The 8,720-nt window shown below is 42.1% G+C and carries 2 protein-coding genes, 2 tRNA genes and 3 rRNA genes; all 7 read right to left on the bottom strand.

Going from position 1 to position 8,720, the window contains the following annotated elements; translation table 11 throughout:
* Positions 1–107: 107 nt before the first annotated feature.
* Positions 108–698, bottom strand: coding sequence for an isoaspartyl peptidase/L-asparaginase (locus FZ945_RS03215; RefSeq protein WP_262367131.1), 591 nt, complete (start codon positions 696–698; stop codon positions 108–110).
* A gap of 286 nt (positions 699–984) precedes the next feature.
* Positions 985–1,103, bottom strand: a 5S ribosomal RNA gene (gene rrf, locus FZ945_RS03210).
* A 133-nt stretch (positions 1,104–1,236) separates the two neighbouring features.
* Positions 1,237–4,141 (bottom strand): 23S ribosomal RNA (locus FZ945_RS03205).
* A 434-nt stretch (positions 4,142–4,575) separates the two neighbouring features.
* A tRNA-Ala gene (locus tag FZ945_RS03200) sits at positions 4,576–4,651 on the bottom strand.
* Positions 4,652–4,663: 12 nt separating this feature from the next.
* Positions 4,664–4,740: transfer RNA gene (locus FZ945_RS03195), tRNA-Ile, on the bottom strand.
* A 94-nt stretch (positions 4,741–4,834) separates the two neighbouring features.
* A 16S ribosomal RNA gene (locus FZ945_RS03190) occupies positions 4,835–6,345 on the bottom strand.
* Together the 16S, 23S and 5S rRNA genes with 2 tRNA genes alongside form the textbook arrangement of a ribosomal RNA operon.
* A gap of 471 nt (positions 6,346–6,816) precedes the next feature.
* On the bottom strand, positions 6,817–8,720 hold a 1,904-nt coding region (locus FZ945_RS03185), incomplete at its 5' end, for a hypothetical protein (protein WP_187424155.1).

Raw genomic sequence — 8,720 nt, 5'->3', positions numbered from 1 at the left:
GCGGTTTTTGCCTAAGAGCATTTATCGTTCTTGGAGCAATTTATATATTTTAATAAACTTTCTCCCTTTAAAAACTAGGCCGGATATAATCCGACCTAGCTATCTAATCATTTCTCGCCAAGTGGCCAGTAAACAACTGGTTTAGCTCCTAGTCTTGCCTCACCATGATACATACCAAGTTTATCTTTAGTCCAAGCAAAGCCAGTCTTACCAGACTTATCAATAGAGATGATACCACCACTACCGCCTAGTGCTACTACCTCTTTTACAGCCTCCTCAGTTGCTTTTTGTACATCTGAAGTTTTGTATTTATAAAGAGCTGAGACCTCATGAGCAGCATTTACACGCATGTAGATATCACCTGTACCTGTGCAAGAGACTGCCACTGAGCCATTATCTGCATAGGTCCCAGAGCCAATTATCGGACTATCGCCTATACGGCCAGTCATTTTATTTGTCATACCACCAGTGCTGGTTGCTGCAGCTAGATTGCCATTTTTATCAAGCGCAATCGCTCCAACAGTGCCAAGATATGGACGCTCATATAAATTTAGCGAAGTTTTCTTTGTCTTTTCACTATCAAGCATGAGCTTTTGTTTCTCTTTAGCCCTTTGGAGTGCGTCATATCTAAACTGTGTGAAAAAGTACTTTTGATCAACCATCTCTAGGCCGTTTTCTTTGGCTAGTTTGCAGTCTATACATTTTTTATGCTTGAAAAATTTAACATCATCATAAGTATTTTTTTACAAAGACCTATTTCATACTATTAACCTATATTATCATAGACCGAGAGCATCATACCTTAACACCATCTCGTCATAATTTGCAATTTTTCATTAATAAAAATAAACATATTAACTAAATAAAAAATTTTAAAAAAACAAGAAAATAAATTTTAAAAAGGCAAACAACTCAATAATATAAAAAACATAAAAAATTAATTAATCAATTAAACATATAAGAATTAAAGCAGATTAACAACAAAGCCCGCAACGACCTACTTTCCCAACATCCCAGTAAGGGAGAGTATCATCAGCCAGGACGAGCTTAGCTTCTTGGTTCGAGATGGAGCAAGGCGTTTCCTCGTCTGTATAGTCACGGGCAGTGTTAAATAAAAGATATATTAGATAAATCTCTTATTTAACACTACTAGATAAAGTTAAAAGTCATAAACAAAGTTTTGTAAAAACATATCTTATTAAGTTTTTATCCTTAACAAGGAAGTGATGCTTATTAAAAGATAAGCAGACGAGCTATTAGTACTGGTCAGCTAAAGGACTTTCATCCATTACACACCCAGCCTATCAAACACATAGTCTATATGAGCTCTTAAAAGAAGATTCATCTTGGAGTTGGCTTCCTGCTTAGATGCTTTCAGCAGTTATCACATCCCAACATAGCTACCGAGCGGTGCCCTTGGCAGGACAACTCGTACACCAGTGGTTGGTTCGACCCGGTCCTCTCGTACTAGGGTCAACTCTCCTCAATCTTCTTGCGCCCACGGCAGATAGGGACCGAACTGTCTCACGACGTTCTGAACCCAGCTCGCGTACCGCTTTAAATGGCGAACAGCCATACCCTTGGGACCTGCTCCAGCCCCAGGATGCGATGAGCCGACATCGAGGTGCCAAACCTCCCCGTCGATGTGAGCTCTTGGGGGAGATCAGCCTGTTATCCCCGGGGTACCTTTTATCCTTTGAGCGATGGCCCTTCCACACAGAACCACCGGATCACTAAGACCGACTTTCGTCTCTGCTTGACGTGTATGTCTCGCAGTTAAGCTGGCTTATGCCTTTATACTCTACGAACGATTTCCAACCGTTCTGAGCCAACCTTTGTAAGCCTCCGTTACATTTTGGGAGGCGACCGCCCCAGTCAAACTACCCACCAGACATTGTCCTACTTGAGGATAACTCAAGCTAGTTAGCTATCAGAATAAAAAAGAGCGGTATCTCAACAATGGCTCACCATAAACTGGCGTCTATGGATCAAAGCCTCCCGCCTATCCTGCACATTTTTATCCCAATAGCAGTGTCAAGCTGTAGTAAAGGTCCACGGGGTCTTTCCGTCTTGCCGCGGGTAGGAGGAATTTTCACCTCCACTACAATTTCACTGGATCCCTCTTCGAGACAGCTCCCATCTCGTTACGCCATTCATGCAGGTCGATATTTAATCGACAAGGAATTTCGCTACCTTAGGACCGTTATAGTTACGGCCGCCGTTTACTCGGGCTTCGATCAAACGCTTCGCAGAGCTAACGTCATCAATTAACCTTCGAGCACCGGGCAGGCGTCACACCCTATACATCCTCTTACGAGTTAGCAGAGTGCTGTGTTTTTGGTAAACAGTCGGGAGGGACTCTTTGTTGTAACCTTCAATGCTTACGGAGTAAATCCTTCACAAAGTTAGGCACACCTTATACCGAAGATACGGTGCTATTTTGCAGAGTTCCTTGAAGAGAGTTCTTCCACGCGCCTTAGAATACTCATCCCACCCACCTGTGTCGGTTTACGGTACGGGCAACTATAACTAAACTTAGAAACTTTTCTTGGCTCGACAGTATCAAGGATTTACGATTCATTCCGAAGAACTTCACGCACCTGTAAGGCCTCGGCTTAAAGGAGCTCGGATTTGCCTGAACTCCAACCTGCACCTTTCGACCAGCACTACCATCCGCTGGCTCCTCTAACTCTAAGCGTCCTTCCATCGCACATTATAGTTGGCATTGGAATATTAACCAATTTTCCATCGCATACCCCTTTCGGACTTTGCTTAGGACCCGGCTAACCCTACGATGACGAGCATCGCGTAGGAAACCTTGGGTTTACGGCGTTGGGGATTCTCACCCCAATTATCGCTACTCATGCCTGCATGCTCACTTGTATTCGCTCCAGCACTCCTTACCGGTATACCTTCAACACAAATACAACGCTCTCCTACCACTTAGTAAAACTAAGTCTAAAGCTTCGGTACTCATTTTAGCCCCGTTATATTTTCCGCGCAGAATCACTAGACCAGTGAGCTATTACGCTTTCTTTAAAGGATGGCTGCTTCTAAGCCAACCTCCTGGTTGTTTAAGTAACTCCACATCGTTTTCCACTTAAATGAGATTTAGGGACCTTAGCTGTTAGTCTGGGTTGTTCCCCTCTCGACGACGGATTTTATCACTCGCCGCCTGACTGCCATGATTACACACTAGGTATTCGGAGTTTGATAGGGTTTGGTACATTGGTGTATGCCCTAGCCCATTCAGTGCTCTACCCCCTAGTGTTACTACATGACGCTATACCTAAATATATTTCGGAGAGAACCAGCTATCACGATGTTTGATTGGCCTTTCACCCCTATCCACAAGTCATCCCATAGCTTTTCAACGCTAGCGGGTTCGGTCCTCCACCGGCTCTTACACCGGTTTCAACCTGCTCATGGATAGATCACATCGTTTCGGGTCTGCAACGTCTGACTAAACGCCCTATTAAGACTCGCTTTCGCTACGGCTCCGGGTTTCCTTAACCTCGCCAGACATCACAACTCGCAGGCTCATTATGCAAAAGGCAGTCCATCACCCTGATAAATCATAGGGCTCTGAATGATTGTAAGCAAATGGTTTCAGGTTCTATTTCACTCTGATCACCTCAGTTCTTTTCACCTTTCCCTCACGGTACTTGTGCACTATCGGTCTAGTAGTAGTATTTAGGGTTGGATAGTGGTCTACCCAGCTTCAGACAGAATATCACGTGTTCCGCCCTACTCAGGATACTGCTAAGTAAAATAAAGCTTTCATATACGGGGGTATCACCCTCTGTGCCTAACCTTTCCAGGTTGTTCTATTAGCTAAGTTTAGTCTATATTGCAGTCCTACAACCCCACTAGTAAACTAGTGGTTTGCCCTCTTACGCGTTCGCTCGCCGCTACTAGCGTAATCTCTTTTGATTTCTTTTCCTGAGGGTACTAAGATGTTTCAATTCCCCTCGTTCGCTCCGTTATACGGTAACTAATATCTCTATTAGTTGGGTTGCCCCATTCAGAAATTCCCGGATCAAAGCCCCTTGACGGCTCCCCGAGACTTATCGCAGCCTGGCACGTCTTTCATCGCCTCTACTAGCCAAGGCATCCACCACTTGCTCTTTGTAGCTTACCTTTTCTATATTAGATTATTCTAATTCGCATCACTTCCTTGTTAAAGATAACTTTATGTTACTACATTTAAATTCTAACTCTCAAGACGGAAAGCATTGACTACTATTTAGATAAGTTTTAAATCCTAAATAGATTGTGATGTCAAACTTTTGCATTAAATGCAAAGAGAATAGAAATTTAAATCTTTAACAAGTCCTGTAAAATTGTTTTTAAAACTTGCTTGTGACTATTAACAATATTAATTAAAAGAACATTTAGACTTCGCAGACTAGCAAGCTAGTCTTTACGACCAAAGAGTTACACCCTTTGGAAACCCCTAAAGCACAAAGTTACTTTCGGCAACTTCGTCATCAATAAAGATTAAGTACGCTTAAAAGTCTAAAGTAAATGTTTCTAAAAACACTTAATATAGACTTTTACTGTTAAACTATTTTATGGTGGAGAATAGCGGGATCGAACCGCTGACCTCCTGCGTGCAAAGCAGGCGCTCTCCCAGCTGAGCTAATTCCCCAATTAAATTCTCTGGTGGGCCTAACAAGACTTGAACTTGTGACCTCACCCTTATCAGGGGTGCACTCTAACCAGCTGAGCTATAGGCCCCTATAGGTCTATCAATCTTTCAAAACTAAACAAGGATGATTGAGAATATCTTTCTTATAGATATCTTGTGAGAGAATATCTATATGTACTCTAGAAAGGAGGTGATCCAACCGCAGGTTCTCCTACGGTTACCTTGTTACGACTTCACCCCAGTCGCTGATTCCACTGTGGACGGTAACTAATTTAGTATTCCGGCTTCGAGTGAAATCAACTCCCATGGTGTGACGGGCGGTGAGTACAAGACCCGGGAACGTATTCACCGTAGCATGGCTGATCTACGATTACTAGCGATTCCGGCTTCATGGAGTCGAGTTGCAGACTCCAATCCGAACTGGGACATATTTTATAGATTTGCTCCATCTCGCGATATTGCTTCTCATTGTATATGCCATTGTAGCACGTGTGTCGCCCCGGACATAAGGGCCATGATGACTTGACGTCGTCCACACCTTCCTCCTCCTTACGAAGGCAGTCTCATTAGAGTGCTCAGCCGAACTGTTAGCAACTAATGACGTGGGTTGCGCTCGTTGCGGGACTTAACCCAACATCTCACGACACGAGCTGACGACAGCCGTGCAGCACCTGTCTTAACATTTCTGCAAGCAGACACTCTTCTATCTCTAGATGATTTGTTAGATATCAAGTCCGGGTAAGGTTCTTCGCGTATCTTCGAATTAAACCACATGCTCCACCGCTTGTGCGGGTCCCCGTCTATTCCTTTGAGTTTTAATCTTGCGACCGTACTCCCCAGGCGGTATACTTAATCCGTTAGGTGCATTACTGCCAAGACTAGCTTAGCAACAACTAGTATACATCGTTTAGGGCGTGGACTACCAGGGTATCTAATCCTGTTTGCTCCCCACGCTTTCACGCATTAGCGTCAGTTGAGTTCCAGCAGATCGCCTTCGCAATGGGTATTCCTGGTGATCTCTACGGATTTTACCCCTACACCACCAATTCCATCTGCCTCTCCCTCACTCTAGATTATCAGTTTCCCAAGCAGTTCTATGGTTAAGCCATAGGATTTCACAAGAGACTTGATAATCCGCCTACGCGTCCTTTACGCCCAGTGATTCCGAGTAACGCTTGCACCCTCCGTATTACCGCGGCTGCTGGCACGGAGTTAGCCGGTGCTTATTCGTTAGGTACCGTCATTGTTCTTCCCTAACAAAAGGAGTTTACGCTCCGAAAAGTGTCATCCTCCACGCGGCGTTGCTGCTTCAGGGTTTCCCCCATTGAGCAATATTCCCTACTGCTGCCTCCCGTAGGAGTCTGGACCGTGTCTCAGTTCCAGTGTGACTGATCATCCTCTCAGACCAGTTATGCGTCATAGCCTTGGTGAGCCATTACCTCACCAACTAGCTGATACAATATAGCCTCATCCTACACCGAAAAACTTTCCCTATCTAACTTATGTCAGACAGGAGTATAGAGTATTAGCAGTCGTTTCCAACTGTTGTCCTCTAGTGTAGGGCAGATTAGCTATACATTACTCACCCGTGCGCCACTAACTCATAAGAGCAAGCTCTTACTTGTCCGTTCGACTTGCATGTATTAGGCACGCCGCCAGCGTTCACTCTGAGCCAGGATCAAACTCTCCATATTAACCTTCTTTAGCGTAAAGCAAAGCTTTACTAAGAAGCAACACTAAAGACTAAGATTGCTAATGCAATCTAGTAATAATGTTTTTACTAAAATTGCTTTTAGTATTTATTATGAAGTTTTTAATCAAAAAAACTTTTAGTTTTTATATTAGTTTGTCTAATCTATTATTTAATCATAATAGACTGGCTCAATCGATCACTTGTTTAGATTTCAAAGATTGACTAATAGTTTAACAATTGTAAGTTAAAAGAACAACGATAAGAAAAAGGCTTTATTAACGTTGAAGTTAAAGGTGGTTTCTCGTTTCGTGAGCTGGAATTATATATGAGGGATGCTTAAAGGGAGATTAAAAAATGAAAAAATGTTTTATAAATTGAAATTTTATTTTTGCGATAGAAATTTGGAGAGCTTCCTTGCTCTCCTTGTGTATTTTGATACTATAAATTTAGTATCAAATTTATACGTAAATGATTATAGAGGGACGTCTACTTCATTTTTGATTTGAACAAATACAGTATTGCCGTTGTCGTCTGTATTTGTATATGTCTTATAGCCATCTCTAGCATGATCGCTACTTGCAGCTTCTCTCCATCCAGCGCTTCTGCCACCAGTTAAAGAAACCTTATCCCCAGAGTCACCTGTTATCGCTAGCACATTGTCGCTATCAGTTATATCCATAACATCTTTTAGAGTAACATTTACTGTTGTCTTTTGATTCGAATTAGAAATATTAATCTCTTCAAAATTATTAGCATGTTTGGCTATATTGTCTAAATTTATAGTCGCTCCTGGATTTTTGATGATTAGCTTGTCGTAACCAGTACCACCGTCTATATCATTACCTTGCATGTCTTGCTTTGTTATTTCCAACGTGTCATCACCAGCGCCTAATTTTACAGTAGAATTATGTATATAGTTACCAACCTTAATGTGGTCTATGCCTTTTCCAGTTTCTACAATACTTCCTTCTATATTTGTACCGACTGTTAATGTGTTGTTACCATCACCTAACTTGATAGTAGAACCATCTGTTATCCAGCCCTGACCAAATTTTTGCCATTGACCAACAGTCACTATATCATCGCCACTACCAGCTTTAACTATAGAATCATCTATATTTGTTTTGACAATTAGTTCATTATCCCCATCTCCTAAGTTGATATGAGAGTGTCCTGTTATATGACCACTACCAGCCCTTACTCTAGTAACTACCTTATCGTTTCCTGCACCAGCATTAACCTCACCGTGATCTATATCTGTGCCTATCTCTAGTAGGTTGTTATAGTAGCGACCTCCAGCTTCTAGGCCAGATACATTAGCAACTATCTCAGTATCACTAGCAACATTACCAGCTTTATCAGTTATCTCTGCTGTTATTTTATCTTTAGGCATGATGGCTTTGCTAAGTTTAAGATCACCATCAAATTTTCCTTCGTTATTGGTTGTTCCTTCGCCTATTACTTCGCCCGCACCATTTTTAATGACAAATCTAGCATTTGGTACATTTGAGTCAATAGAAATAGCAGATGCCTTGGTTATGACACTACCTCCTTCGCCTAGATTAACAGTGCCATGTATGCTTGAATCCCATATCGTACCTACCGAACCTAATGCTCCTGTAATAAGCACATGATCATTGCCCTTTCCAGCATTAAGCACAGAACCGTGTGTAAAAAGACCAGTATTAACAATCATATTGTCGTTGCCGTCGGTTAGATTAATAACTTTGCTGTTATTTTGCATTTGATTTGCACCACCGCCAGGTTTGCTACTCTCATCTAGCTCTATAGTGCCAAGTTTTAAATCTATCCATGATCCGACTGTTAGGCTAGCATCTTTGCTTCCACTAGGATTGCCTGCTTGATCGACAATTTTTGCTTCAACTCTTATCTCATCGCCGCCATTGCCTACTGGGACTTTAACTTCTATAAAGCCTTTTTGTACTTCTGCTTCAGTAAGTGTGTGAGTTGGTTGTTCCTTTCCATTTATGCTATAGTCAATTTTATCACCAGCTATCGCATCCTTGGTAGAAATTTTAACCGTTGTATGCTTACTATCAAAATCTTCGCTGTTTTCAGTCTTGCTTAATATCTTGTTGCCATCGCCATCCTCAACAAATGTCACCTCTGGAGTTTCTGGAGCTGTTTTATCATTAAATTCTAGATCACCAACTTCACCTTTGCCTTCACCTTTATTGCCAGCTTTATCAGTTACTTCTACTTTAACCTCGTTACCTTTTTGAAGTCCGTCTATAACATCTTTATCTGTGATAGTTATATTTACTTTGCCATCAGCATCTGTGGTGCCTGGGAATTCTTTACCACCAATTGTGACTACTACTGGAGCATTAGGCTCTTTAGAATCAGCTGTTACTA

The organism is Campylobacter concisus (assembly GCF_902460535.1).
Lineage (GTDB): Bacteria > Campylobacterota > Campylobacteria > Campylobacterales > Campylobacteraceae > Campylobacter_A > Campylobacter_A concisus_AS.
This window is presented reverse-complemented; position numbering and strand designations above follow the sequence as displayed.